Annotated in this window: 1 protein-coding gene; it reads left to right on the forward strand. The window is 57.8% G+C overall.

Annotated elements, in window-relative coordinates; genetic code table 11:
- Positions 1–84: 84 nt before the first annotated feature.
- A protein-coding gene (locus OK142_RS25200) for an IS3 family transposase (protein ID WP_113731869.1) occupies positions 85–1,223 on the forward strand; the annotation gives its coding sequence in 2 pieces (ribosomal slippage) (positions 85–343 and positions 343–1,223; 1,140 coding nt in all).
- The last annotated feature ends 61 nt before the right edge of the window (positions 1,224–1,284 follow it).

The following is a 1,284-nucleotide window of genomic DNA, read 5'->3' on the forward strand; positions in this document are numbered from 1 at the left end:
AGAGCTGGCTCGGGAAATTTGAACAGCGGGGATAAGTGGAATTTCTGCCTGACTTCGGCTTAGATGCCGTGAACAGGAGATACCATGACGAGACGACCGCGCCGGAACCACAGCCCGGCTTTCAAGGCAAAGGTGGCGCTTGCCGCTATTCGAGGCGAACAGACGCTGGTGGAGTTGTCCCAGCAGTTTGACGTGCACGCCAACCAGATCAAACAGTGGAAAGACCAGCTCCTTGAGGGGGCGACAGGCGTTTTCGGTGATGAAGCGAAGGCGGAACCGGCGGGTCCAACCGTCGATGTCAAAACACTGCACGCCAAGATCGGCGAATTGACACTGGAGAACGATTTTTTATCCGGTGCGCTCGGCAAGGCGGGATTGCTGGGCGGAAAGAAATGATCGACCGCCAGCATAAGCTATCCGTCGTGCGCCAAGCGAAGCTTCTCGGCTTCAGCCGTGGCAGTGTCTATTATCTGCCTCGTCCGGTGTCTGAGGGCGATCTGGCTCTGATGCGCCGGATCGACGAACTGCATATTGACTACCCCTTTGCCGGAAGTCGGATGTTGCAAGGGCTACTGAGGGGAGAAGGGCTGGAGGCTGGGCGGCGGCACGTCGCCACGCTGATGAAGAAGATGGGCATCGAGGCGATCTACCGTCGCCCGAACACGTCGAAACCGGCACCTGGGCACAAAATCTATCCCTACCTCCTGCGCAAGCTGGCGGTTACAAGGCCCAACCAGGTCTGGGCGATGGACCTGACCTATGTTCCGATGGCTCGCGGATTCGTCTATCTCTGCGCCGTTGTGGACTGGTTCAGTCGGAGGGTTCTGTCGTGGCGGCTGTCGATCACGATGGAGGCAGCCTTCTGCATCGAAGCAGTCGAGGAAGCGCTGGCCCGTTATGGCAGACCCGACATATTCAATACGGACCAGGGATCGCAGTTCACCTCGGTGGACTTCACGGCGGTGCTGAAGAAGGCGGAAATCGCCATCTCAATGGATGGCAAGGGTGCGTGGCGGGACAACGTGTTCGTCGAGCGGCTCTGGCGTTCGATCAAATACGAGGAAGTCTACCTCCATGCCTATAAAACAGTGTCCGAGGCCCGCGCTGGCATCGGCCGCTATCTGACCTTTTACAATAGCCGACGCCCACATTCATCCCTTGACCGGCAGACGCCGGATCAGGCTTACTTCAACGCGCTGGCACCAATGATGGTGGCAGCATAATCGAGGCGGAAATCCACTTAACAAAAAGCCCGAAACTGTTCAGACAAACCGAGCCACCTCT

Source organism: Agrobacterium sp. BT-220-3, assembly GCF_025910175.1.
Taxonomy (GTDB): domain Bacteria; phylum Pseudomonadota; class Alphaproteobacteria; order Rhizobiales; family Rhizobiaceae; genus Agrobacterium; species Agrobacterium oryzihabitans.